The 24,195-nt window shown below is 54.7% G+C and carries 19 protein-coding genes; 7 read left to right on the plus strand and 12 right to left on the minus strand.

Annotated features, from left to right (window positions below):
* Nucleotides 1-52 precede the first annotated feature (52 nt).
* The 4 genes from ACG2XO_RS05760 to ACG2XO_RS05775 are packed head-to-tail and all read right to left on the minus strand — an operon-like array spanning nucleotide 53 to nucleotide 3,967.
* Nucleotides 53-1,042: a peptide ABC transporter ATP-binding protein gene (locus tag ACG2XO_RS05760; protein WP_410499864.1), complete on the minus strand. Its 990-nt coding sequence runs from the start codon at nucleotides 1,040-1,042 to the stop codon at nucleotides 53-55.
* Nucleotides 1,035-2,018, minus strand: a complete 984-nt coding sequence (locus tag ACG2XO_RS05765) for an oligopeptide/dipeptide ABC transporter ATP-binding protein (RefSeq protein WP_410499865.1) — start codon at nucleotides 2,016-2,018, stop codon at nucleotides 1,035-1,037. Before ACG2XO_RS05765 ends, ACG2XO_RS05760 begins: the two co-directional genes overlap by 8 nt.
* A gap of 16 nt (nucleotides 2,019-2,034) precedes the next feature.
* Nucleotides 2,035-2,952 (minus strand): ABC transporter permease subunit, encoded by a 918-nt coding sequence (locus ACG2XO_RS05770; protein WP_410499866.1) that lies wholly within the window; start codon nucleotides 2,950-2,952, stop codon nucleotides 2,035-2,037.
* Nucleotides 2,953-2,956: 4 nt separating this feature from the next.
* Entirely contained in the window at nucleotides 2,957-3,967 is a 1,011-nt protein-coding gene (locus ACG2XO_RS05775; protein WP_410499867.1) for an ABC transporter permease subunit, read from the minus strand.
* A 445-nt stretch (nucleotides 3,968-4,412) separates the two neighbouring features.
* On the opposite strand from ACG2XO_RS05775, the gene ACG2XO_RS05780 reads away from it, so the two are divergent.
* The 6 genes from ACG2XO_RS05780 (at nucleotide 4,413) to oppF (ending at nucleotide 11,419) form a co-directional block, all read left to right on the plus strand.
* Complete coding sequence (locus ACG2XO_RS05780) at nucleotides 4,413-5,555, plus strand: porin (RefSeq protein ID WP_410499868.1); 1,143 nt, start codon at nucleotides 4,413-4,415, stop codon at nucleotides 5,553-5,555.
* Nucleotides 5,556-5,706: 151 nt separating this feature from the next.
* Nucleotides 5,707-7,308, plus strand: a complete 1,602-nt coding sequence (locus ACG2XO_RS05785) for a peptide ABC transporter substrate-binding protein (protein WP_410499869.1) — start codon at nucleotides 5,707-5,709, stop codon at nucleotides 7,306-7,308.
* Nucleotides 7,309-7,595: 287 nt separating this feature from the next.
* The gene (gene oppB / locus ACG2XO_RS05790; RefSeq protein ID WP_410499870.1) at nucleotides 7,596-8,516 is read left to right on the plus strand and encodes an oligopeptide ABC transporter permease OppB; all 921 of its coding nucleotides are present in this window, start codon (nucleotides 7,596-7,598) and stop codon (nucleotides 8,514-8,516) included.
* Between the two features lie 9 nt (nucleotides 8,517-8,525).
* The gene (locus tag ACG2XO_RS05795; protein WP_410499871.1) at nucleotides 8,526-9,440 is read left to right on the plus strand and encodes an ABC transporter permease; all 915 of its coding nucleotides are present in this window, start codon (nucleotides 8,526-8,528) and stop codon (nucleotides 9,438-9,440) included.
* 4 nt (nucleotides 9,441-9,444) lie between these two features.
* Nucleotides 9,445-10,440 (plus strand): ABC transporter ATP-binding protein, encoded by a 996-nt coding sequence (locus tag ACG2XO_RS05800; RefSeq protein WP_410499872.1) that lies wholly within the window; start codon nucleotides 9,445-9,447, stop codon nucleotides 10,438-10,440.
* On the plus strand, nucleotides 10,430-11,419 hold the full coding sequence (oppF, locus tag ACG2XO_RS05805; protein ID WP_410499873.1) for a murein tripeptide/oligopeptide ABC transporter ATP binding protein OppF: 990 nt from the start codon (nucleotides 10,430-10,432) through the stop codon (nucleotides 11,417-11,419). The genes ACG2XO_RS05800 and oppF overlap by 11 nt, the downstream gene beginning before the upstream one ends.
* A 255-nt stretch (nucleotides 11,420-11,674) precedes the next feature.
* Here oppF and ACG2XO_RS05810 read toward each other — a convergent pair whose 3' ends face one another.
* The 7 genes from ACG2XO_RS05810 to ACG2XO_RS05840 form a co-directional block, all read right to left on the minus strand.
* Nucleotides 11,675-15,331, minus strand: coding sequence for a diguanylate cyclase domain-containing protein (locus tag ACG2XO_RS05810; protein WP_410499874.1), 3,657 nt, complete (start codon nucleotides 15,329-15,331; stop codon nucleotides 11,675-11,677).
* Nucleotides 15,332-15,529: 198 nt separating this feature from the next.
* Nucleotides 15,530-17,125: an ABC transporter substrate-binding protein gene (locus tag ACG2XO_RS05815; protein WP_410500231.1), complete on the minus strand. Its 1,596-nt coding sequence runs from the start codon at nucleotides 17,123-17,125 to the stop codon at nucleotides 15,530-15,532.
* Nucleotides 17,126-17,296: 171 nt separating this feature from the next.
* Complete coding sequence (locus ACG2XO_RS05820; protein WP_410499875.1) at nucleotides 17,297-18,370, minus strand: YbaY family lipoprotein; 1,074 nt, start codon at nucleotides 18,368-18,370, stop codon at nucleotides 17,297-17,299.
* A 64-nt stretch (nucleotides 18,371-18,434) separates the two neighbouring features.
* Nucleotides 18,435-19,397, minus strand: a complete 963-nt coding sequence (locus ACG2XO_RS05825; protein ID WP_410499876.1) for a hypothetical protein — start codon at nucleotides 19,395-19,397, stop codon at nucleotides 18,435-18,437.
* Nucleotides 19,398-19,399: 2 nt separating this feature from the next.
* Nucleotides 19,400-19,966, minus strand: a complete 567-nt coding sequence (locus ACG2XO_RS05830; protein WP_410499877.1) for a sugar O-acetyltransferase — start codon at nucleotides 19,964-19,966, stop codon at nucleotides 19,400-19,402.
* 66 nt (nucleotides 19,967-20,032) lie between these two features.
* The gene (locus ACG2XO_RS05835) at nucleotides 20,033-20,758 is read right to left on the minus strand and encodes a chemotaxis protein CheB (RefSeq protein WP_410499878.1); all 726 of its coding nucleotides are present in this window, start codon (nucleotides 20,756-20,758) and stop codon (nucleotides 20,033-20,035) included.
* 124 nt (nucleotides 20,759-20,882) lie between these two features.
* Nucleotides 20,883-21,782: a DMT family transporter gene (locus tag ACG2XO_RS05840; RefSeq protein WP_410499879.1), complete on the minus strand. Its 900-nt coding sequence runs from the start codon at nucleotides 21,780-21,782 to the stop codon at nucleotides 20,883-20,885.
* 315 nt (nucleotides 21,783-22,097) lie between these two features.
* Between ACG2XO_RS05840 and ACG2XO_RS05845 the strand changes: the two genes are divergently transcribed.
* Nucleotides 22,098-23,258 (plus strand): benzoate/H(+) symporter BenE family transporter, encoded by a 1,161-nt coding sequence (locus ACG2XO_RS05845; protein WP_410499880.1) that lies wholly within the window; start codon nucleotides 22,098-22,100, stop codon nucleotides 23,256-23,258.
* 30 nt (nucleotides 23,259-23,288) lie between these two features.
* Here the strand turns inward: ACG2XO_RS05845 and nudC are convergent, their stop codons facing one another.
* On the minus strand, nucleotides 23,289-24,104 hold the full coding sequence (gene nudC / locus ACG2XO_RS05850) for an NAD(+) diphosphatase (protein ID WP_410499881.1): 816 nt from the start codon (nucleotides 24,102-24,104) through the stop codon (nucleotides 23,289-23,291).
* Nucleotides 24,105-24,195: the final 91 nt, after the last annotated feature.

Consider the following 24,195-nt stretch of genomic DNA (forward strand, 5'->3'; position numbering starts at 1 on the left):
CAGCTTCAATGAAAACAGCCCGAACTGGACTTCGGGCTGCGGTAGAAGGGGTTCAGACGGGGATGTTCTCGACGTGATGGCAAGCTATCACCCGACCGGCAAATGGCCGTAGTGTTGGCACTTCAGCCTTGCAGCGCTCGTTGGCGTACGGGCAGCGGGTGTTGAAAGCGCAGCCGCTGGGTGGATTGAGCGGAGACGGCAGCTCGCCGGTGAGCTTGATTTTGGCGCGGCGATCTTCCTGCCGGATAGCCGGCGTTGCCGACATCAGCGCGCGGGTGTACGGGTGCAAGGGCTGGTCGAAAATGGTTTTTTTGTCGCCATATTCAACGGTGCTGCCGAAATACATCACCATCACGTCGTCGGCAATATGTTCGACGACGGCCAGATTGTGGCTGACAAACACATACGCCGTACCGAGCTCGTCCTGCAAATCCATAAACAGATTCAGAATCTGCGCCTGAATTGATACGTCTAGCGCCGAAGTCGGCTCGTCGGCGACCAGTACCGCCGGTTTGAGCATCATCGCGCGGGCAATCGCGATCCGCTGGCGCTGGCCACCGGAAAACATATGTGGGTAACGATGGTAATGCTCGGGGCGCAAACCGACGATTTTGAGCATTTCGCGCACGCGCGCCTCGCGCTGCTCGGCGTTCAGTTCGGTATTGAGCAGCAAAGGCTCGGCGAGCATCGTGCCGATTTGCTTGCGCGGATTGAGGCTGGCGAACGGATTCTGAAACACCATTTGCACTTTGGGGCGCAAGGCTTTGAGTGTGGCGGTATTGGCGCTCGCGATATCGACACCGTCGATGATCAAATGTCCGGCGCTGGGCTCCTCAATCAAAGTCAGCTGGCGTGCCAGCGTTGATTTGCCACAGCCCGATTCGCCGACGACGGCCAGGGTCTTGCCTGCTGCCAGTTTGAATGAAACGTCATTGAGCGCCTTGACCGTGGCATGACCTTTCAAAAAGCCGCGGCTGACCGAGTAATGACGCGATAAAGACTGGGCCTCAAGAATGATTTTTGGAGTGCTTTGATTATTCATGGGTGGGTATCCCGTTGGAATCCAATGGGGTAAAGCAACGCACGCTGCTACCCATCAGGGGTAATAGGGCGGGCTTCTGGCTGCGGCAGGTGTCGTTGGCGTAGGGACAACGCGGGCTCAACAGGCAGCCCTGCGGTCTGTCATACTGGCCGGGAACGACGCCGGGCAAAGTCGAAAGCCGTTTCGCACCCTTGCTGTGTTCGGGAATCGACGACAGCAAAGCCTGGGTATATGGATGGCGTGGTGCAGCAAACAGCGCCTGAGTTGCACTGCTTTCGACGACTTCACCGGCATACATCACGACCATGCGTTGGGCGACTTCGGCAACAACGGCCAGATCATGCGTGATCAGAATCAGCGCCATGTCATTCTGCTTTTGCAAATTGACCAGCAACTCCATGATTTGCGCCTGTACCGTGACGTCGAGCGCCGTCGTCGGTTCGTCGGCGATCAACAGTTTGGGTTCACACGCAATCGCCATCGCAATCATCACACGCTGGCTCATCCCGCCTGACAACTGGTGCGGATAGGCGTCAAGGCGCGACTTGGCGTCGGGGATTTCAACCTGTTCGAGCAATTGCAATGCACGTTGTTTCAGTGCCGCACCGCGCAGTGGCGTATGCAATTTCAGCGTTTCCATCAGCTGGAATCCAACGGTATACGCCGGATTCAGGCTGGTCAGCGCATCCTGGAAAATCATCGAAATATCGCGGCCGATGATCTGGCGTTTTTGCGATGCGCGCATTTTGAGCAGGTCTTGTCCGTCAAATTGCAACTGATCGGCCGTAACGCGGCCGGGCGCGTCGATCAACCCCATCATCGCCAGCATCGTCACCGATTTGCCCGACCCCGATTCGCCGACTATGCCGACAATTTCGCCACGATCGACGCTCAGATCGAGGCTAGATACGGCATGAAAGGGCTGGGCGGTATTGCCAAAGCTCACGTTCAGATTGCGGATTTCTAATAAGCTCATACTTCTTTCCTTATCTTCACGCCAGTTTTTTCAGTTTCGGGTCGAGCGCATCGCGCAAACCATCACCCAGCAAATTGAGCGCGACGACCGTCAGCAAAATTGTCACCCCGGGCATCGTGACGACCCACCAGGCGCTGTCGATGTAATCGCGTGCCGAGGCGAGCATCGTTCCCCACTCGGGCAACGGTGGTTGCGCGCCCAGACCCAGAAAGCCCAGCGCTGCCGCATCAAGAATCGCCGACGAAAAGCCCAGCGTACCCTGCACGATCAGTGGCGCCATGCAGTTGGGCAAAACGGTGTTAAACATCAGCCGTATTTTGCCGGCACCAGCCAGCCGACTGGCGACGACATAATCTTTATTCAGTTCGGTCATTGCCGAGGCGCGAGCCAGGCGAACATAAGAAGGCAGCGAAACAATCGCAATCGCCAGCATTGTGTTCATCAGTCCAGGCCCGAGTACGGCAACGACGGCAACGGCGAGCAGCAAGGATGGCAGCGCCAGCATGATGTCCATCGCACGCATAATGCCGTTACCGAGCATTTTCGGATAAAACGCCGCCAGCAGACCCAGGACGATGCCGGGCAACATCGACAATGCAACCGACACCAGACCGATCATCAGACTTAAACGTGCGCCGTGCATCAGTCGCGACAAAATGTCGCGACCCAGCTCGTCGGTGCCAAGAATATATTGCCATGAGCCGTTGGCTGCCCAGACCGGTGGCGTCAGCAAGGCGTCGCGATATTGTTCCACTGGCTGATGCGGTGCCAGCCAGGGTGCGAATAGTGCTGCAACGACCAGCAGGCTGAAGAAAATCAGTGCGATCAACGCGCCGCGATTGGCACTGAACGATTGCCAGAATTCTTTCAATGGCGACGGATAACTGCTTGCGGCAAGCACTGGCAGATTGATTGCGGTGTCTTGGGTATTCATTTTCTTACCTCGCATGACGGATGCGTGGGTTAATCACGCCGTACAGGATGTCGACGAGCAGGTTGACCGAAATGACCAGCGTGGCGATCAGCAAAATACCACCCTGAACGACAGGATAATCACGGCGCGAAATCGAATCGATCAGCCATTTGCCGATGCCGGGCCACGAGAAAATCGTTTCGGTCAGCACGGCGCCTGCGAGCAGCGTACCGACTTGCAAACCAATCACCGTGACGACCGGCATCAAGGCATTGCGCAAGGCATGAACCAGAACAATGCGGGTGCGACCCAGTCCTTTGGCACGCGCAGTGCGGATATAGTCTTCACGCAAAACTTCGAGCATCGCCGAGCGGGTCATCCGCGCGACGACGGCCATTGGGATCGTTCCGAGCACGATGGCAGGCAGAATCAGATGATGGACTGCGGATTTGAACGCGCCTTCTTCGCCCGAGATCAAGGTGTCAATCAGCATAAAACCGGTCACCGGATTAATGTCGTATTCGAGGGCAATCCGACCCGATACCGGCGTCCAGCCCAAGGACACCGAAAACACCATAATCAGGATCAGACCCCACCAGAAAATCGGCATTGAATAACCGGTCAGCGCGCCGCCCATCGTGACATGATCAATCACCGTGCCACGGCGTGTTGCCGCGAGCATCCCGGCGGGCAGACCAATTGCGCAGGCAAACACCATTGCACAAACCGACAACTCGACCGTTGCTGGAAACAGTTTCAGAAATTCACTCAGGACTGGTTCCTGAGTCACAATCGACGTGCCAAAATCGCCGCGCAGCAGATTGAGCAAATAGTCGGTGTATTGCACGTACAGCGGCTGATCCAGCCCCAGACGCTGCATCGCGGCTTTGTAAAACTCGGGGTCAATCTGGCGCTCGCCCATCATCACCAGCACCGGATCGCCCGGAATCATGTGAATGAGCGCAAAAGCGAGCAAAGTCACGCCGATAAAGGTCGGGATGACGACCGCAAAACGGCGCAATATGAAACTGAACATGGATAATTCTCCTGGACACTGCGACAGCTGATGCAATGAATGGTCTTGCAGAATAGCCAAGCTGCGTGATCGATTGGCCGCGTTGAAGTGGCTGGCTGCCGTATTTTCGGGCACCGATTCATCAAGCCAGTCTGTGTTTCAAGTGTGTTCTTGCTAAGGATTTCTGGATTGCTGTAATGCTAGGTCTGTAGGCCATGCAGCGTTATTCGGTATTTCCCGTACCGTTTGCGCCTCAGTAATGTGTTCCGCATGCGCCAGCGTTAGATTTGCAATTAAAAATCGGCAGTACAGCGGTTTGTTGCATATTTGTGACCTAGTAATGTGTACCGCTGGTCAGGTGGTAAAGTTTGTTTTTGCCGAAAATAAATCATAAAAATCAAATAGATATAATTTGTTTCTTGAGTGGGTATTACGGTTTTTGGTTTCCTTACTGAGGAAAGCCCTAATGCCTGTAGGTGTATCGCCCCGTGAAAGAATTGCCGCCGACAATGTGAAACAAGCATTGCGCTGGCAATTTTTACGTTTATCACGGGACATCATTATGCAAATCAAATTTTTGGCATCCGCAGTTGCAGCAGCCTTGTTGAGCGTTGCAGCTCAAGCAGAAGTGACTATTGGCGGTTTCATTCAGGCAGAAGTGTCTTACAACGACAATCAAACCGATGCGGATGGCAAGCAAGACTTCTATCAAAACCTCTATGACGTGGGTTCGGATATCCGAGTTCAGGGCAGCCACGATGTGACTGCAACCGGTAAATTCCAGTGGGAAATCAGCACCTACCTCGATAAAGACATGGCGCCAGCCAGCCTGGCCTTTCTGGGTGATCGCAAGCTGTACGTGCGCTATGCCGATAGTGAGCTCGGTTCGCTGACCGTGGGTCGTGACGATTCTCCGATGCGGATGGCTTTCAATCGCTACGACATTTTCAACGGTTATGCTTCATTGGGGACGGTGTTTAATCGCAACAGCACCAGCCGTCCTTCGAATCAGGTCAAGTATGTTTCCCCAAAAATGAATGGTCTGACAGTGCGTGTTGCCGGCCTGTTTGGTACCACCGATGGTACCAGCGAACCTGAACGCGGTTACCACGGTACGGTTTCTTACGACGTGAATCCGATGTTCAATTTTGACCTCGGCATGTCGGTGGAAAATGACCGCGGCGAAATCAACGGCAAAGACAGAGATGCTTGGTTGGCCGGGGTTCGTGGCGAGCTGATGCCAAATCTGACCTATGGCATTGCTTATGTGAATGCCAGTAACTGGGCCGCAGCGGGTGCCAGCGAAAGCAAAAATTGGATGGTGGCTGAAACGCTGCAATACGTGATGGGTGACCATACGTTCCGGATGGGCCATTCACACGAAGATGCATCTGCAGCCAATCTGTACCTGCTTGGCTATGAATATGCACTGCCGGAAGTGGCGATGGGCGCGACGAAAATCAGCTCTGCGCTGTACCTCGAATTGTCACACATCGATAACAAGGCTGGCGGTGATCGGGTTACCGGCAATGATACGGATGGGGTCATGCTGACTACCGCTGGCACCGATCCGACGACGCTGGCTGCCGGTTTCTACATCAGCTTCTAAGCGCCTGCCAGAGCATGACGCACCGGGTCCGAGGACTCCGGTGCGGGCAATATTGGTTTGTTTGATGGATTCATCCGCTGTGGCTGAATCTGAATTTTCGTCGGCTTGTGAGCGGCGACTTGATCGACTTGATCCAAGAGAGGTTGTTACGATGAATAAGAAATTGCTCGCCAGTTTGCTGGCGCTGGGTTGTGTGGCTGCGGCACAAGCGGCCAATGTGCCGAAAAATGTTCAACTGCACCCGGTGCAGGAAATGAACCGCAGCAATGGTTCAGAGCCTGAAACGCTCGATCCTGCGGTGGCTGAATCAGTGCCGGCACATAACATTACGCGCGATTTGTTTGAAGGTCTGACTGCTTTTGACGGCGAAGGTAAAATCATTCCCGGCGTCGCCGAGAGCTGGAAACGGGTTGACGATACGACCTGGGTGTTCAAGCTGCGCAAAAATGCCAAATTCAGCAATGGCGCGCCAGTGACTGCCGAAGATTTCGTCTGGTCATGGCGTCGGCTGTTTGACCCGAAAACGGCTGCGCCTTATGCCAGCACTTTCGGCATGTTTATCCAGGGAGCGCTGGAAGCTTCACAGGGCAAAGCCGCGCTGGATAAAGTCGGCGTTCGTGCCATTGACGCGAGCACACTCGAAGTGAAAACCAACGGTCTGGTCGCTTTCCTGCCGGATCTGTTGTCCAACGACAATTTTGCGCCAGTGCACCGGGCGACGGTCGAAAAACACGGCAAGGACTGGGTCAAACCCGGCAATATCGTGACCAATGGTGCGTATGTGGTTAAAGACTGGAAAGTGAACAGCAAAATCACGGCTGAAAAGAATCCAAACTACTGGGATGCAAAAAATGTCGTGATCACCAAGGTCAACTACTTGCCGATCGAATCGCAGGAAGCCGATTTCAAATTGTTCCAATCCGGCGAAACCGACTGGACTTATGAAATTGCCCCCAATAGCTATGCGAAATTGAAAACCGAATACCCGAAAGAGCTGCGCAACGGCCTGTTGCTTGGCTTGCGCTATTACGGTTACAACGTGCAAGACCCGTTGCTGAAAGATGTTCGGGTGCGCAAGGCGCTGTCGATGGTGCTCGACCGCGACATTCTGGCGAACAAGGTCACTGCTGATGGTCAGACCCCGGCGTATAGCGTTGTGGTACAAGGCGTGAGCGGCGCCAAACCGAGCACTTACGACTGGGTTAAATGGCCGATGGCCAAGCGTGTCGAAGAAGGCAAAAAACTGCTGGCACAAGCGGGCGTCAAGCCGGGAACCAAGCTGAACTTCATTTACAACACCAATGAATTTCACAAAAAAATGGCGATCTGGGCTGCCGCCGAGTGGAAGAGCAAGCTGGGTCTGGACGTTCAGATGGAAAACATGGAGTTCAAGGTTTTACTGAAAAAACGTCATGATGGCGAATATCAGATTGCCCGCAATGGTTGGTACGCCGATTACAACGATGCGACGACTTTTACCCAGCTGGTGCAGTGTGATTCGGAACAGAACGACACCAAATATTGCAACCGCAAGGCCGAGGAATTGTTCAAACAGGCATCGGTGACTGCTGATGCGGCCAAGCGCGAGCAACTGCTGAGCGAGGGCGCGAAAATGACGATGGAAGAATATCCGATGATTCCATTGCTGCAATACGTCAGCTCGCGACTGGTGAAAAGCTATGTCGGCGGTTATGAGGTGAAAAACCCGCTTGATCGTCGCCGCACGCAAAACTTCTACATCATCAAGCATTAAAACGTAGTCAAACCCCCTGCTTGCCGCGACAAATCGCCGGTTATCAGGGGGTATTTAATTGAAGGTCTTTTAAATGTTGTCCTGTGTGGCAATACATCATCCATGTATCTGGTGTGCAGCCCAAACGGATTAACTCCAAAAATTGCAGGCTGCCTATTGCGGATAGCCTGTAGCGATATTCTCCAATTGTTTGGCAGGCACGAATTCCGCAAAGATAGGCCTTCCTATTCCTTGAATGTGACATCACTCCAGAGCCGATCCCGGCTTTTATTTGCGGAGTTTCTGATATGTGGACTTATGCGCTACGCCGTCTGCTGGCAACGATCCCGACGATGTTGGCAGTGATTACGGTTTGTTATTTATTGCTGCATGCAACGCCGGGCGGCCCGTTCGATACCGAACGCAAGGTATCCGAAGCCGTGCTGGCCAATCTGAATGCCAAATACCATCTCGATCTGCCTTTATGGCAGCAATATCTGTATTACCTGAAAAGCCTGTTGCAGGGTGATCTGGGCGCGTCGTTCCGCTATGCCGACTGGTCGGTGAACGAGCTGGTCGCTGCGGCTTTGCCGGTGTCGCTGACGATAGGCGGCATCGCCATCGCTCTGGCACTGATCATCGGCGTGGCGTTGGGGATCACCGCGGCCTTACGCCAGAACAGCCTGATCGATTATCTGGTGATGTTGCTCGGCAATATGGGGCATGCGATTCCGTCTTTTGTGATTGGCCCGGTGCTGGCGCTGGTGTTTGGCGTCTGGCTGCACTGGCTGCCGTCGGGCGGCTGGCAGGATTTCAAAGTCATGTATATGGTTTTGCCGATTGCGCTGCTGACGCTGATCAATATGGCGACCGTGGCGCGCGTAATGCGCGGCAGTCTGATCGAAGTGCTCGGTGGCAACTTTATTCGTACCGCCAAGGCCAAAGGCCTGCCGATGCGAACGATTATCCGCCGTCACGCCTTGAAACCGGCTTTGCTGCCGGTGGTTTCGGTGATGGGGCCGCTGACGATTTCGTCGATTGCTTCGGCGGTCGTGACCGAAACGGTTTTTTCGCTGCCGGGTCTGGGCAAGCTGATCGTCAACGGCGCGGCCAATCGCGATTACACGCTGGTGCTGGGGCTGGTCGTGCTGATTACCGTTTTTGCCGTCCTGCTTAATCTGATTGTCGATCTGGTTTACGCCATGCTCGATCCGAAAATCCGTTATTGAGGATGGCTCATGCAGAACAATGCGCAAAAAAATGTACAAACGCTGAATCAGGCGGCACAGCTGGCCAGCGCGGTTGCAAGCCGCAGCCCCTGGGTTGATGCACGGAGGCGGTTTTTCAACAACAAGGCGGCGCTGATCAGCCTGATCATTTTGCTGCTGATCATGCTGGCTTGCGTGATCGGCCCTTTCCTGTTGCCCAATGAATTTGATACGACCGACTGGGACGCGATGAGCATGGCGCCGACCTGGCAAAACTGGCATCTGTTTGGCACCGATGAAATGGGGCGGGATTTGTTTGTCCGCTCCTTGATCGGGGGACGGATTTCACTGATGGTCGGATTTTTTGCCACGCTGGCCTCGGTCACGCTCGGAATCGTCTGGGGTGCGACCGCCGGTTTTCTCGGCGGCAAGGTCGATAGCGTCATGATGCGTATCGTCGACATGATGTACGCCGTGCCTTATCTGCTGATCGCGATCCTGATGGTGACTTTGCTCGGCCGCGAGTTTTATCTGGTCGTGCTGACGATTACCGTATTTAGCTGGATGGACATGGCGCGCGTGGTGCGTGGCCAGACGCTGTCGCTGAAATCCAAAGAATTCATCGAAGCTGCGCGCTGTATCGGTGTACCGACGCACAAGCTGATTTTGCGTCACATCGTTCCCAATCTGCTCGGCATCGTCGTGATTTACACGACGATCACGGTACCGGGCGTGATTCTGACCGAATCGGTGCTGTCTTTCCTTGGCTTGGGCGTGCAAGAGCCGATGACGAGCTGGGGCGTGCTGATTCACGACGGCGCGGCGGTGATGGAAAACACACCGTGGATGTTGCTGTTTCCCGGTGTTTTGCTCAGCCTGACTTTGTACTGCGCCAATTACATCGGCGACGGCATGAGAGATGCACTGGATCCGAAGGATAGATAAAACCATGACTTTATTATCGGTAAATAACTTGGGCGTCGATTTCACGACGCACGATGGCGTGGTCAGCGCAGTCAACGGCGTATCGTTCGAGCTGGATCGTGGCCAGACGCTCGGTATCGTCGGCGAATCGGGTTCGGGCAAGAGCCAGACCGTGCTGGCGATGATGGGTTTGCTCGCCAAGAACGGCAAGGCCAGCGGCGAGGTCGCGTTTGAAGGCAAAAACCTGCTAACGATGCACACGCGTGAGCTGAACCGCATTCGCGGCAATCGCGTCGCGATGATTTTTCAGGACCCGATGACATCCTTGAATCCGTATCTGACCGTCGAACGTCAGATGACCGAAGTGCTCGAATTGCATAAAAACATGACGCGCCGCGCAGCCAAAACGCGCGCGATTGAATTGCTCGAAGCGGTCAAAATCCCCGAGGCGGCGCGCCGGGTCGAAATGTATCCGCATGAATTCTCTGGCGGGATGCGCCAGCGCGTGATGATTGCAATGGCGCTGCTGTGCGAGCCCGAAGTGCTGATCGCCGACGAGCCGACGACGGCGCTCGATGTGACGGTGCAGGCACAGATCATTACGCTGATGCGCGATTTGCAACGCGATTTTGGTACGGCGATTGTGATGATTACGCACGATCTGGGCGTCGTTGCGGGCCTGTGTGATCGCGTGATGGTGATGTACGGTGGGCGCGTGATGGAGCAGGGCACGGCCGAGCAGATTTTCTACCAGCCCAGCCATCCGTATACCGTCGGCCTGCTCGGCGCATTGCCGCGACTCGATCATGACGGCGATACGCTGGTGTCGATCCCGGGCAATCCGCCCAATATGGCGCAGATGCCCAAGGGCTGTGCGTTTAGCGAACGCTGTTCGCTGGTGGGTGAACAATGCCTTGCCGAGCGTCCGGTGCTGCAAACCGTGAGCAACGGCGTACTGCGTGCCTGCCATAAATCGCTGGCTGAAGTTCAGCAACTGAAGGAGATGAGCCATGCCCGCTGAACGTAAATTGATTCTGTCGGTGCGCGACCTGAAAGTGCATTTCAAGGTCAAATCCGACAAGGGCTTTTTTCAGCCGGCGCGTACGCTGAAAGCCGTTGATGGCGTGTCATTTGATTTGCACGAAGGCGAAACGCTGGGCATTGTCGGTGAATCGGGTTGCGGCAAATCGACGCTGTCGCGCGGCATTCTGAATCTGATTCCGGCGACTGGCGGTGAAATCGTCTGGCTCGGTCGCGAGCTGCACAAGGCCGATGCGAAAGAATGGCAAGCGGTGCGCCGCGAAGTGCAAATGATTTTTCAGGACCCGCTCGCGTCCTTAGACCCGCGAATGACCGTTGCGCAAATCATCGCCGAACCGCTGCACACGCATTACCCAGAACTCGGCAAAATTGAGGTGATGAAGCGCGTTCGCGCGATGATGCAGCGCGTTGGCCTGACCGAGCAGCAGATCAATCGCTATCCGCACGAGTTTTCCGGCGGCCAGTGCCAGCGTATCGGTATCGCGCGCGCGCTGATTTTGCAGCCGAAATTGATTATCTGCGACGAGCCGGTTTCGGCACTCGACGTGTCGATTCAGGCGCAGATTATCAATCTGCTCAAAGAGCTGCAGCAGGAAATGGGTCTCGCGCTGATTTTCATCGCGCACGATCTGGCGGTGGTGAAGCACATTTCGGACCGGATTCTGGTGATGTATTTGGGGCGCGAAATGGAGCTGGCTGAAAAGCACGCGCTCTATGATCATCCGCAGCATCCGTATACCAAGGCGCTGCTGTCGGCGATCCCGATTCCCGACCCGGCGCTGGAGCGCAGCAAAACGATACAGATTCTGCATGGTGATCTGCCATCGCCAATCAACCCACCGAGCGGCTGCGTCTTCCGCACCCGTTGCCCGAAAGCGCAAACACTGTGCAGCGAACAAACGCCGCAATTGCGCAAAGTCAGCGAGCAAAGTCAGGTGAGTTGTTTGATTGCTGCCTGATTGGGGTATTGCTCTGTAGGCTACTTAATTATTTCTCTGTAGGTTAATACCTGCCATGGTTATTGATACTCAGCCTTCTCAGCTTCACGCGTAAGCGCGGCTTGAGCCGCGAATATTGGCATGATTTACAGTGCTTTCGCGGCTAAAGCCGCTCCTACAAAGTGCTTTTTTATTACTGGCTGAGGTGTCTACCTCATCAGGCATGGTATTGGCCTGCAAGCTTATGTGCCCAAGCCAGATCGAAAAGTTTATCAATCAGCTGTTCGTCGATGTTTCGATGCAAACCGTATTACGCCCACGCGCTTTGGCCTGATACATCGCATTGTCGGCGTGCTGGATTAGCTGCGTCTCATTGCTGCCGTGATCGGGGTAAAGCGCGCCGCCGATGCTGGCCGAAATCTGCAGCACATGTTCGTCGATGATAAATGGCTGCTCAAGCGCTGCACGGATTTTCTCCCCTATATTGTGCGCGTCCGCTGTGGATTGTACTGCCGGCAGGATCGCAACAAACTCGTCGCCGCCAATGCGGGCGATCGTATCCGATTCCCGTACACAATCGAGCAGGCGTTGCGCGACTTGCTTAAGTAGCAGATCGCCGATGGCGTGACCCAGCGTGTCGTTGACCGGCTTGAATTTATCCAAATCAATATACAGCAAGGCCAGTCGAGTCCGGTTGCGATGCGCGGCGCTCAGCGCGAGCGAGAGCCGGTCCGTATAAAGTACCCGGTTGGGCAAATTGGTCAGCAGGTCGTGATGAGCCAGATGATAAATCTGCTCTTCGGCTCGTTTCTTATCGGTAATATCGGTAAAAATGGCGATGCGGCGGAGGATTTGATGATCATCGCCATAAATGGTGCTGATATTCATCATCGCCGGATAGATGGTGCCATTCTTGCGTCGGTTCCAAATTTCGCCGCTCCAGCTGCCGCTCGCCAGGATGGTTTGCCACATTTCTTTATAAAATTCGGGTGAGTAATAATCCGATTTCATCAGCTTGGGGTCATGCCCCAACGCATCTTGCGCATTAAATCCGGTGATTTTTTCAAAAGCCGGGTTGATTGCAACAATCCGGTTGGCCGCATCAACGACCATGATGGCTTCACTGCTGGCCATATAAACTGAATTGGCGAGCAGCAGTTGTTCGGCGATGCGTTTATGTTCGATGGCGGTGGCGATCAGCGCGGCAGCCTGTTGTTGCTGCCGGATGTCCGGAGCCACCGTTGCATTGCTTTGTTTGCAAAAAGCCACCAGCACGCCTTCGACTCTGCCATTGCCGAGCACAATGGCTTCAGTGTGGTGCATCGTGACGCCGCCGGATGTCGCCGCAGCGGGGTGATGGCGGACTGCCGGGTATTCGGTGCCCAGGCCAATGTCGGGCTGCTTGGGATACCAAAATTCGGGTAGCGTCGTATTGGCCAGCGCGTGCTCATCGTCGCCGTCGTGGCTGAAAACGGCATAACTCAGTTCCTCATTGTCCTGCTCCAGACTGACGATGATCTGGTCGAGGATTTTATGCAGTTCAATGCCATGAGCGAGCATTTCCATCACGGTGTTGTGCATTGCTTCCTGCCGCTGCTGCCGTTTTTGCTCGTCTATGTCGGTATGCGTACCGATCATCCGTAATGGCTTGCCGTCTGCAGTGCGGCTGATCAGCATGCCACGCGTCCGTATCCACTTCCAATGACCGTCGCGGCAACGGGTGCGCATTTCACAGCTGTAAATGGGTGTTTTTCCGCTGAGATAGGCGTCCATTGCCTGTTTGCGGCTGCTTTGATCGGCCGGATGGATTCGCGCCAGCCAGCCGGTAAAATCGACTTGTTGAGACTCCTCCCCGGCGTAGCCCAGTACCACCATTTCCTGACGGGATAAAAACAGCATGCCGGTTTGCAAATTCCAGTCCCAGACGCCATCGCCCGAGCCTTCGAGCGCAAATTTCCAGCGTTCCTCGCTGCTGCGGAGGATTTCTTCGGTTTGTTTTTGTTCCGAAATATCTTCGATCAAGGACCAGGCGTAATGTTCGCCGTCTTTGCCGTTAAGCAGCAAACCATTGAGCCGGATCGCGATCAGTGTGCCGTCCTTACGACGGTATTCTTTTTCGTATGGGCCATAGCGGCCGTGCTTCATCAGCGTTTCCAGTTGGACGAGCTCGTCTGGCATGTACTTTTCCGGCGTGAGCGTAAAGTAATCGAGTGTTTTCAACTCGTCGGCGCTATAACCGGTAATCCGCTCGAAAGCCGCATTGAACTCCAAAAAACGCCCGTCCAATGCAGTAAATACAATCCCCAGCGGCGAGAGTTGGTACAGGGTGGTCAGTTTTTCGCTGCTTTCGTTCAGTTCGGCCATTTGCTGCTGTACCTGGCTTTCGACACGCGCGGTGTAGCCGGTTCCCAGCATCAGAAAGGCGCCGAGTAGGCCGATCCCCAGAATGCTTGCCGATAGCAGTGTGACGCTTTGCCAGCCCTGATGCTGTGCCAGATAAGCCGCGCTGGGTGCGGTAGCAAACAGAAATTCGCGCTGCCCATAAATGATTTTTTGCTGCCATTGGGCTTGCGTGCCGGGGTTGGCGAAGGAGTTATAAAACAGTGTGCCGGTTTCAACGTCGGTGAGCTGGATTTGCAGCTGCTCTTTGCCCGATGGCAGCAATTTGTCCAGAAAATCGTCGACACGGATGACCGTCAGAACGACACCTTCGTCGGTGGTTCGCGTTCTGACGGCATGCAGCAACAAAAAGCCGTAAGTGTCTTTGGTGGCTTGCAACAAATGAATGGGCTGAGTTGCGATGCTGCGGGTCGAGCGTACTGCTTGCAGCAGCGCAGCAGCGCGATCTTGGGTTGATAGCAGGTCAAAGCCGAAAACAAACTGATTGCTTTCGAGCGGTTCGGCGTAAGTCACCGGATAATAAACCGCCCGCTCTTTGGCTGCGCGCAGCACGCGATGCTGGTCATGCTCGCTGATCTGGAAACCCGGCAAGCGCTGCTGCTGCTTGGCCTCGAACTCACGCCGTTGTGCAGACTCGATACGTGGCGCCCATTCAATAGCCTGGATCATTGGAAAGCGCAGCAGTGCTTTACGTGAAAATTTACGAAAATCTTCGTCGCTGACGTTCTGATTGGCGGCAAAAAATCCCTGCGTTTGTTCGAGCAATGACTCTTGCTCTTCCAGTCTTGCCTGAATCATATCGGCGGCGCGTTGTGACTGGAGGCGAAACTCGGTCATGATTTCGGTGTGTTCCCAGTTGCTGACATTGACGTATAAAACGACCAGCACAGTAAACGCCGCCAGCATCGGTACCGCGACGGTCGCGGCACGTCTGCGCCATAACTGACGCGGCTGACCCAGGCAGATCATCGTCAGCGGCAATAGCACCAGCACGCCCAGCGTGTCGCCCACCCACCACATAAACCAGCTGAACAGGAAAGCATCGGCCGTGACCAGACCGAGTACGAACAATGCGCCTACCGACAAAGTGGCGCTGATCAGGCAAATTACCGATGCCAGTAACTGGAAATACAGAATATCGCGCAAATTATCGAAAGCGGCAGGATAGCCGATGAAGTGACGCAATAATTGGCCGCCGACAATGGCCTGAACGGTTGAGGCTATGGCAATCAGTGCCGCAGTAATCGTGCCAAGCTGGGAAAACTGATGAGTGCTTTCATAGCCTATCCAGAGGTTGAGCGCGAAAGAACCCAGCAGTACGCCCAAGATTGCCCGGCGACCATAAATAAACGCCGCAGTGACTGCGATCCCTGCGGGTGGAAAAATCGCCGACGCGTAACCGGGCGGTATCGCCAGCAATAGCCCCAGTTTGCCACTGACGAGATAGGCCGCACTCAGCAGCAAGGTCGTCAGCAACCATGGTTTGAGTGTTTGATCCGGTGATTTTTCCATCGTCTGCGGTGCGAGAGCCATGTGAGTTCTTGTGATCAGGGTTGGGGCAGGGTATTGACTGCGGTTTATGCAAATAAAAATCGCGAAAGCTGAATCAAATATTACACAAAACCAATGGATGACAAATTATTTCATTGGTAGCGGCATGACATTGGTAAAGGTAAGACGAAAAAAAACCGGCGATTAAAGCCGGTTTTTTTGAGGGGTTTGCTTGAACGTTTATTTCACGCTCACGCCGTAGAATGAATTCAAACCAAACGGACTGATTTTGAAGCCTTGCACTTCCTTGCGCATTGGCTGGTAAACCGTCGAGTGGGCGATGGTTGTCCATGGCAATTCGTGTTTGAAAATCACTTGGGCTTTTTCGTACAGCTTGGTGCGCTCGGCCTGATTGATCGTGCTGCGCGCTTTGGTAATCAGCTCGTCAAATTCCTTGTTGCACCAGCGCGCATAGTTGTTGCCGCCGACCGCTTCACAGCCCAGATTGACGCCCAGCCAGTTATCCGGATCACCATTGTCGCCAGTCCAGCCGATCAGCATGGTGTCGTGTTCGCCCGCTTTGGCGCGCTTGATGTACTCGCCCCACTCGTAAGTCACGATCTTGGCCTTGATACCGATTTTGCTCCAGTCGTTCTGGATCATTTCGGCCATCAGTTTGGCATTCGGGTTGTACGGACGTTGTACCGGCATCGCCCACAGTGTGATTTCAGTACCTTCGGCAACGCCGGCTTTTTTCAGCAAGGCTTTGGCTTTGGCGATATCAACTGGCGCATCTTTGAGCGTTTTGTTGTAAGACCATTGCGTTGGCGGCATCGGGTTGGTCGCTACCTGACCGGCCCCCTGGAAGACCGCGTCGATGATCGATTTCTTGTTGATCGCCATATCGAGCGCCTGACGCACTTCGAGCTTGTCGAACGGTTTGTGCGCGACGTTGTAGCTTAACCAGCCGGTATTAAAGCCGGCCTGGCTCAAGACGGTCAGTTTTGGATTGGTTTGCATTGCTTTCAGATCAGCAGGGCGCGGGAAAGCCATCAGATGGCATTCACCTTTTTGCAGTTTCTGGTAACGCACCGAGGCATCGCTGGTGATCGCGAAAATCAGCTTGTCGAGTTTGACATCACCTTTGCGCCAGTATTGTTTGTTGCCGTCGAAACGGATATTGGCGTCTTTCTGGTAAGACTTGAAAACGAACGGGCCAGTACCGACAGGCTGGGTATTGAGCAGATTGGCTTTGCCGGCTTTGAGCAGACTCTCGCCGTATTCGGCCGAGTGGATAGACGCAAATGACATGGCCAGATTTTGCAGGAAAGCCGCATCGACTGATTTGAGCTTCATCCGGACGGTATAAGTATCCACTTTTTCAAGGCCAACGATATTGGTATCCAGTGCCATGTCGGACGCGTAAGGGAAATCGGTCGGCGCAGCCTTGTTAAAGGCAAAGTCTTTGTCGGTCAGGCGTTTGAAAGTAAAGATGACGTCGTCGGCGTTAAAATCGCGTGTCGGTTTGAAATAAGGCGTGGTGTGGAATTTGACGCCTTTGCGCAAGGTAAACGTGTAAGTCAGATTGTCGCTGGCGACTTCCCATTTTTCGGCCAGACCGGGACGCACTTGCGTTGAGCCGGGAACAAATTCAACCAGACGGTTAAACATCGTTTCAGCTGCGGCATCAAAGGTCGTGCCGGTGACATAGCGTGAAGGATCAAAACCTTCCGGGCTGCCTTCCGAACAGTAAATCAGCGTGCCTGCGGCGCTGGCTGTACCTGCAATCAGGGCAATAGCCCCGCCAAGAACCAAATTACGCACTTTCAACGTCATGTTTTCCTCTCCAGATGAGTGTTCTGCTTGCGCCAGTGAAACCAGCATCGTGTTTATCCTAGTCGCGTGCGTGGCACTTAAACATTCGGACATTCCCGCACTGGATGTCGGCATTGCAATGATTGAGAGGAAACAAAAAAGCCCATACCTGTTTGGGTATGGGCTCGTAAGTTATATTCCTTGTTGTTTTGATGGCAATACCCTGGGTATTAATGTCAGTGTGACTTCGCGGCCAGCACCTTGTGTCAGAACGGGTACGGCTTCGCTGGACATGATGACTTGATTGCCCTGCCGGATTTTGGCGCTGACCGTCAGACGGTGCGCCGGATTGATGCTCGCCGGATCAAAACGCAGCTTCGCCGCTTTCGGCTGGCCGGCGGGCAAAATCTGACTCTGCTTGACCAGCGTCTGCCCGTTCATGCCCGGATCGTCCAGATCGTTCAACTCGATGGTCAGTTCGGCACCGGCGCGAATCGCCTGTTTGGGGCGGATGATATTGATGCTGAGCGTTTGCGCTGCCTGATTGACGATAAGGCCATACAGCGTAAATCCCCGCCGCAATTCCAGTTCGGAGGTTTGCAGCTTCGCAAATTGTTTGCCTGCGGCGCTGCCCTGATCAAACGGGTTGTTTTGCGCAATCTGGGCGAGATAAATGCGTTGGCCGTCATTGCCAAGCAGTAGGGTGCTGTCGGGCAGCGTAGCGGATGGTGTTATCAGCGGCGGCGCCGGGAAAGTGAATAGCTTGAGCAATGGGGCACTGCTACCATTGGCGCCCTGAAGGTGATATTCGATCTGCTCGCTGGCATTCTGCCCATACAACTTGATTGACGCACCGCTGCTGCGTATCAGTTTGACTTCACCTGCGAGCCAGCGATCTGGTGGAATAAAGACGATGCCGCCATGGCTGTCGCGAATCGGCAGTAAGGGCTCGTCATCGGGCAGGGCGCTGCAATCGCTGGCCAGTACCGTGTCACCTGCCAGCAATTGAGCCTGCTGACCCTTGATCCAGACGGTGTAGCTGCCATCACTGTATTTGGCGCCCGATGCACTTTCGACTTGAGGCAGCGTGCGGCGGTTCACGCTCGGTTGCGGTTGAAACAGCGTGGATTCGAACAGCATGGATTGCTTGCTCGCTGCACGCAGCTGAAAAACTTCACCATTGGGGCAGCGAAAGATCTGGTTGAATTCGGCGTTTGCCACCGCGAATGGGCTGAGAAGCAGGCTCGCAAGAAGAAAGTTTTTCATGGTTTATTTGTTTGAATGAGAGAGTTGCTGGGTTGACGCTTTGCCAAGCCTGCGAGCTGCTGGTTTAAAAACGTGCATCGCCGGTAAAGGCTGGGGCTGCCGTCGGTGCCTGCATCAAGCTACGTGGCACTTCGAAAATCATCATCAGTTTACGGACAGGCTCGCTGCGCTGCAAAACCAGTTCACTGATTTCCATCGCTTGTTCATCACCCATACCGCTGGCGATCACGCCCAGCGGGTTGACCTGTAGCGTCTGTTTTTCCAGTGTCAGAATATCGGGCGTCGCAGCCAGCTCGGTGATCAAAAGCTCGCACAGCGCATCAGGGCTGCGCGCACTGCTGTTTTGCTGCAATTGCTCGGTCAACTGTTCGATGCGGTTTTGCTGGTGCGTGTATTGCGGGCTATGCGCTTCGGCCATTCTCAACATCGTGCGGGCATTGAGTAGTTCGTCGTCGAGCCGGACTTTTTCGGCTTCCAGTCGGGCAATACCGATATTGGCCTGCATGGCGACCAGCTCCAGAATCCGCCTAGGACCCGCTTGCAGTAAATCGGCTAATGATTCGGACGGCGTGCTGACCCGGTATTCATTAAATTGCAAAACTTGCTGTGGCACATCCTGGCGGATTTGCCCGCCTTCCTCGACCATGCCGTAACGCATTTTCTGGATTGAATTGGCGGTAAAAACCACGCAGGCCGAGTCGATAAACGGATGGCTGGCAAACCAGCGATACAGCTGCTGATTCTGTCCGATCAATTCGCCCATGCGCGCTGGCGTAGCAAACAGGAGTTGCAGAATGCGCTGGGCTCGCCAGTTTTCAATATTCAAGGCCTGCGGTGTTGGCCATTGTGTGGCAAAACGCGCTGCATGCTGCCCAGCCCAGTAAACGTAGTTGCTTAATCTTTCCTGATATTTGCGCGCCAGCTTGATATTCGGATTGGCAATCTCGACCAGAGCGTCGACCAGTTCGGGCTCTGCGCGGGGCAGATCGGGGGCTTTGCTGAAAAGTGCGGTTAATTTATCAAGCATGATTAGGGATTCTTCTCATAAAGCGTAGTTTCGTCAGGTGAATCGAGTTGGCGAACGACCTGCGCCGGATTACCCACCGCCAGCGAGCAAGCCGGAATATCGCGGCTGACCACGCTACCCGCGCCGATGACGCTATGGTCGCCAATCGTCACGCCGGGACAAATAATTGCATTGGCACCAATCCAGACGTTGGCGCCGATGGTAATCGGTTTGGCCCAGAACGCCCAGCGTTGGCGTTCGGTCGGGTCAACCGGATGCGTGGCGGTCTGGATTTGGACATTGGGGCTGATCAGCGTGTGGTGACCAATTGTAATCGGTGCCGCTGCGGCGATTTCAACATTCTGGTTGATAAAGACCTTGCGGCCGATCCGGATCAGTTGCCCACCTGTAATGCGCAATGGACCACTGAAAATGACTTCATCGGCCAGTGCAAAAATTTGCTTGAGCAGGGCTTTTTTTTCTTCCTGCTGATGGCCTGCAAGCTGATTGTATTGCTGGATCAGTTGGCGTTCGGCGGATAAATCTCGTTTGCCAAGATCTTCAAACGCAAATTTAATGGTGTCCGGCATCAGGTTTTAACTCCATATTACAGTCGGTAGCACGTGCAATCTGCCGATGCTGGCCGTCTGCCAATTTTATAGTGCATACAGTCGGTTAATCGAATCGGCCACCCGTTCCAGCGGTAATTGGTCGCGGACTCCGCCCATCCGTACCGCTTCCTTGGGCATGCCGAATACCACGCAGCTGGCTTCATTCTGCGCAAAGGTTTGCGCGCCCGCATCAAACATTTCACGCATTCCTCTGGCGCCGTCATCACCCATTCCCGTCAGAATGTAACCCACGCCGTTTCGGCCAGCCGCACAAGCCATCGAACGGAATAACACATCGACTGACGGGCGGTGACGGCAAACCATAGGGCCGTTGACGACGTTGACATAATATTTCAGGCCGTTGCGCCGCACGAGCAGGTGTTTGCCGCCCGGCGCGATCAGCGCCAACCCGGGAGTGACCAAATCCCGGTCGCGTGCTTCACGTATTTCGATGGCGCTCAGCTGGTTAAGACGCATTGCAAAAGCGGCGGTGAATTTCTCGGGCATATGCTGGACGATGACAATGCCGGGACAGGTTTTTTTCAAGCCGGGCAGGACGACTTCCAGTGCCTTGGTACCGCCCGCTGAGGTGCCGATCGCAACGATTCTTTCGGTAGGGGGAATGCGTTCATGCGGTTTGGGCGCAGCCAGAATCGCATCCGCAGTCAGCTTGGGGGCATCGAGCCTTTCGTGCATGTTCTGCGTTTGCGAGTTAGCAGCGATGCCCGAAGACGCCGCCCTAACTGAATCGATTCTGGAAAAACTGTTCATTGTGACCAAACCTGTTCGGCATGATGGTCAAGCATAAACTGCCTGAAGTGATCGCCCGATTGGACGACATTTAAGCAAAGCAAATCAAGTGTATTTGTTTACCGTGATAGCAGAAATTTCCCTTTCAGGCTGGTTTGCTGGCTAAGTAGACGCCAGATAAAACAATCGCAGCACCCAGCCATTGCACGATACTCAACTGCTCGCCCAGTAACCCCAGGCTGAACAGGATGGTCAGTACCGGACCAAAACTGCCGATCAACGCGGTACGGCCAGCGCCAATTCGAGCCAATGCGGCATTGGTCGCATACACCGGCAGGATCGTTGAGAAAACCGCCATCAAGATGGCGTAAAACCAGACCGGGGCGGGCTGTGCCAGCGAGGCTAAAGGCCGGGTCAGCACAAACTGGAGCACGACTGCGGCACTCGATACCGATAAAGCCAGCTCGGTAAACCGCATTGAGCCGACCTGTTTGATCGTTTTCGGGCTCAGCGCCATATACAGCGCAAATGACAGCGTGCTGGCGAAAACCAGCAGCACGCCGATCCAGTCGGCTTTGGCCTGATAGAGATCGGGTAAAAGCACCAGCACGATGCCGACATAAGTGATTGGCAACGCGATTCTGATCCGCTGGCTGATGGGCGAGCCAAAAATCAGCGCACTTAACAGCACCGTGAAAGTCGGGTAGAGGCATAAGACCAGCCGCTCCAAACTGGCGCTGACGCTTTGCAGCCCGAGAAAATCCAGCGTGCTCGACAGGTAGTAACCCAGCAATCCCAAACCGAGGAGCGCCCATTTTTCTTGCCGCGTCAGTGGCTGCTGATCATTGTTGCGCCACAGACGGACGATTTGCAGCAAAGCGAATGCGCAAAGCATCCGCATGGTGACGAGCGTGATGCCGTCAACGCCGTGGCGATACGCGAGCTTGACGAAAATGGCTTTGGCGGCAAAGCCGGTTGCGGCGAAAATGGCGAGTACAACGCCGACTTGAAATGGGTTGAAACGGTGAGTGATACGGCTGAACATTCTGCTTCTCCTCTGGGTTTTGCAAAAACATGACCGAGGAGGGATCGCCTGCCGCGGCTGTTTTCGCGGTAACGATGCCTATTAAATAGGCAAAAGCTAGCGCGCAGGAGCGGCTAGCAGCCACGCAGCAGCGTGGGCATGAAGGGCGATGAGGTAGCTGTAATGGGCTTTCATGTTGTTGATCATGCCCCTTGCTTTCGAAAGCCGTCAACGGGGCAAGCTGTAACCAAATGTTCTGGTGTAATTTCAACCGATCTGTGTTTGCCGCTGCCCGGTAAAACCGCCAGAATAAAGGCGAACTTTTTGGGGCATTGCATGCGTCTTTTTAATGATTTCTCGTTTTCAGCGCTGGTCGCCGGTTTTGTCACCGTACTGGTCGGCTTTACCAGCTCGGCGGCGATTGTTTTTCAGGCGGCACAAGCGCTGCACGCGACTCCCGAACAAATTGCGTCATGGATGTGGGCGCTGGGGCTGGCGATGGGCTTGAGCTGCATCGGTCTGTCGTTGCGCTATCGCGTTCCGGTCGTCACAGCCTGGTCAACACCGGGCGCGGCGTTATTGGTGACCAGTGTGGCTGGCGTGACTATGTCCGAAGCGATTGGTGCTTTTATGGTATCGGGCTTGCTGATTTTGCTGATGGGCGTCACTGGCTGGTTTGAGCGCGCGATGCAGCGCATTCCGCAGGCGCTGGCTTCGGCCATGCTGGCGGGTGTTTTGCTGCGTTTCGGCTTTGGCGCATTCACTGCGCTGCAGAGCCAGTTGGTGCTGGCGCTGATCATGATGGCGGTGTACCTGATTTTACGGCGCTGGCAGCCGCGTTATGCAATCATGGGGGTATTGCTCGCTGGCTCTTTATTTGCTGCTGCTCAGGGAGAATTACGTATGGGGAGTATTTCGTTTGAGCTGGCAAAGCCGGTCTGGACGGCGCCTGACTTAAGCTGGCAGGCGCTGGCCAGCGTTGCCTTGCCGCTGTTTATGGTGACAATGGCTTCGCAGAATGTGCCGGGTGTGACGGTACTGCGCGCCAATCATTACCATCCGCCGATTTCGCCATTAATCAGCTGGACCGGTTTCACGACGATTGTGTTGGCGCCATTTGGCGCATTTGCGATCAATCTGGCCGCGATTACCGCAGCGATTTGCATGGGACGTGACGCGCATGAAGACGCGAGCAAACGCTACGTCGCCGCTGTTGCCGCCGGATTTTTTTATGTCATCGTCGGTATTTTTGGCGCGACGGTCGCTGCGCTGTTTGCGGCTTTTCCGAAGGAGCTGGTGCTGGTCGTTGCCGGTCTGGCCTTGCTCAATATCATCGGTAACGGACTGGCGCTGGCGGTGCGTGAAGAAAATCAGCGCGAAGCAGCGATCATCACTTTTGTCGTGACGGCTTCAGGGCTGACGCTGTTCGGCATCGGCTCGGCATTCTGGGGGCTGATTGCCGGTGGGGTGGCGACGCTGGTGTTGCGCAAAAATTAGAATGTGGGCGCAGGCTCCTGACCACAAGTTTTAAGTGGTGAACTCGCCCCGAATCGCCGCATCAAGTAGTCGCCACGCCAGGCTATAGCGGCTCGGCATTTCGGGGAGTGCGGCCAGGTCAAACCAGCGTGCATCCTCGATCTCGCCCTGCTGGCAGACGATTTCACCCGAATCATAATCGGCGACAAAAGCCAGCATCAGCGAATGCGGAAAAGACCAGCTCTGGCTGCCAAACCAGCGCAGGTTTTTGATCCGTACACCGACTTCTTCCAGAACCTCGCGCTGCGCGCATTGCTCCAGACTTTCGCCCGGTTCGACAAAACCGGCGACGGCGCTGTACATCCCGGCGCGAAAATGCGGCGAGCGTGCGAGCAATACTTCGGTGTCACGTCGGATCAGCACCATCACCGCCGGAGAAATTCGTGGCCAGACGCGATGGCCGCAGCCGGTGCACTCACACGCGGCTTCTTCCTCCAGTCGCCGCATTGCGCTGCCGCAAACGCCGCAATAGCGGTGCGTCCGGTAAAAAGTCGCGATCTGGCTCGCGCGTCCGGCGAGCAGCCACAGCGTTTCACCGATCAGCGAATAAGCGGCACGTAGTTCGAGTGCTGCAACATCGGCTGGTAAATCAAGTTCGCCTTCCCAGGCCGCCATTTGTACCGGCTGGCCTTGCCAGTGGCCGATGACGATCACGTACTCAGGTACGCCCAAGGGGCTTAACTGAGTGGTACCGGCCAATGCGCTGTCAGAACAAAGCAGGGTATCTTTATGTAGGGCAATCAGAATATGTTCTGTGTTGATATTCCCAATGGGGGTATATGAGGGCGTGAAATCGTCGGGCAGCATAGTGGGCGGCTTCTGGCAGTAATGAGCCTCAGTTTAACAAGACTGGAATCGTATTGAGTGTGTCGCGGATCGGGAATTAAACAATTCTGTA

The sequence above is a fragment of the Chitinibacter sp. S2-10 genome, assembly GCF_046530675.1.
Taxonomy (GTDB): Bacteria; Pseudomonadota; Gammaproteobacteria; order Burkholderiales; family Chitinibacteraceae; genus Chitinibacter.

Excerpts from the sequence above, each read along its gene's own strand:
- ACG2XO_RS05760 (WP_410499864.1), bottom strand. The coding sequence starts at position 1,042 with ATGAATAATCAAAGCACTCCAAAAATCATTCTTGAGGCCCAGTCTTTA.
- ACG2XO_RS05765 (WP_410499865.1), bottom strand. The coding sequence starts at position 2,018 with ATGAGCTTATTAGAAATCCGCAATCTGAACGTGAGCTTTGGCAATACC.
- ACG2XO_RS05770 (WP_410499866.1), bottom strand. The coding sequence starts at position 2,952 with ATGAATACCCAAGACACCGCAATCAATCTGCCAGTGCTTGCCGCAAGC.
- ACG2XO_RS05775 (WP_410499867.1), bottom strand. The coding sequence starts at position 3,967 with ATGTTCAGTTTCATATTGCGCCGTTTTGCGGTCGTCATCCCGACCTTT.
- ACG2XO_RS05780 (WP_410499868.1), top strand. The coding sequence starts at position 4,413 with ATGCCTGTAGGTGTATCGCCCCGTGAAAGAATTGCCGCCGACAATGTG.
- ACG2XO_RS05785 (WP_410499869.1), top strand. The coding sequence starts at position 5,707 with ATGAATAAGAAATTGCTCGCCAGTTTGCTGGCGCTGGGTTGTGTGGCT.
- oppB (WP_410499870.1), top strand. The coding sequence starts at position 7,596 with ATGTGGACTTATGCGCTACGCCGTCTGCTGGCAACGATCCCGACGATG.
- ACG2XO_RS05795 (WP_410499871.1), top strand. The coding sequence starts at position 8,526 with ATGCAGAACAATGCGCAAAAAAATGTACAAACGCTGAATCAGGCGGCA.
- ACG2XO_RS05800 (WP_410499872.1), top strand. The coding sequence starts at position 9,445 with ATGACTTTATTATCGGTAAATAACTTGGGCGTCGATTTCACGACGCAC.
- oppF (WP_410499873.1), top strand. The coding sequence starts at position 10,430 with ATGCCCGCTGAACGTAAATTGATTCTGTCGGTGCGCGACCTGAAAGTG.
- ACG2XO_RS05810 (WP_410499874.1), bottom strand. The coding sequence starts at position 15,331 with ATGGCTCTCGCACCGCAGACGATGGAAAAATCACCGGATCAAACACTC.
- ACG2XO_RS05815 (WP_410500231.1), bottom strand. The coding sequence starts at position 17,125 with ATGACGTTGAAAGTGCGTAATTTGGTTCTTGGCGGGGCTATTGCCCTG.
- ACG2XO_RS05820 (WP_410499875.1), bottom strand. The coding sequence starts at position 18,370 with ATGAAAAACTTTCTTCTTGCGAGCCTGCTTCTCAGCCCATTCGCGGTG.
- ACG2XO_RS05825 (WP_410499876.1), bottom strand. The coding sequence starts at position 19,397 with ATGCTTGATAAATTAACCGCACTTTTCAGCAAAGCCCCCGATCTGCCC.
- ACG2XO_RS05830 (WP_410499877.1), bottom strand. The coding sequence starts at position 19,966 with ATGCCGGACACCATTAAATTTGCGTTTGAAGATCTTGGCAAACGAGAT.
- ACG2XO_RS05835 (WP_410499878.1), bottom strand. The coding sequence starts at position 20,758 with ATGAACAGTTTTTCCAGAATCGATTCAGTTAGGGCGGCGTCTTCGGGC.
- ACG2XO_RS05840 (WP_410499879.1), bottom strand. The coding sequence starts at position 21,782 with ATGTTCAGCCGTATCACTCACCGTTTCAACCCATTTCAAGTCGGCGTT.
- ACG2XO_RS05845 (WP_410499880.1), top strand. The coding sequence starts at position 22,098 with ATGCGTCTTTTTAATGATTTCTCGTTTTCAGCGCTGGTCGCCGGTTTT.
- nudC (WP_410499881.1), bottom strand. The coding sequence starts at position 24,104 with ATGCTGCCCGACGATTTCACGCCCTCATATACCCCCATTGGGAATATC.